1 pseudogene is annotated in these 276 nt (G+C 62.0%); it reads left to right on the plus strand.

Annotated features, from left to right (window positions below):
• Positions 1 to 86 precede the first annotated feature (86 nt).
• Positions 87 to 276: pseudogene (locus VSR34_RS39070) on the plus strand (IS110 family transposase); the annotation flags it as partial.

Here is a 276-nt window from a genome sequence, read left to right on the forward strand (position 1 = left end):
GGCTGTTTCGAGATCCTATGAGCGAAGGCCTTGACATGCTGACGCCTAAAATCAGCGTGCTGAGGTTTGGCTCCGAGGAGAACATCATGCGTATCGATCAGGCATACACGGGTAGTGGTGACGGACTGGTGCTGGCAGTGTCGCTGGAACTGGCGACGGCCAAATGGAAGGTGGCGCTGCACGACGGGCGACGCGAAAAGCCAGCCGTGCACACGGTCGGACAACCGCAGGCTGCGGCGCGCCTGCAGGCGGTGCTGGACCTGATCGAGGCGCACA

Origin of the sequence: Paraburkholderia sp. JHI2823 (assembly GCF_038900695.1) — a bacterium.
Taxonomy (GTDB): Bacteria; Pseudomonadota; Gammaproteobacteria; order Burkholderiales; family Burkholderiaceae; genus Paraburkholderia; species Paraburkholderia mimosarum.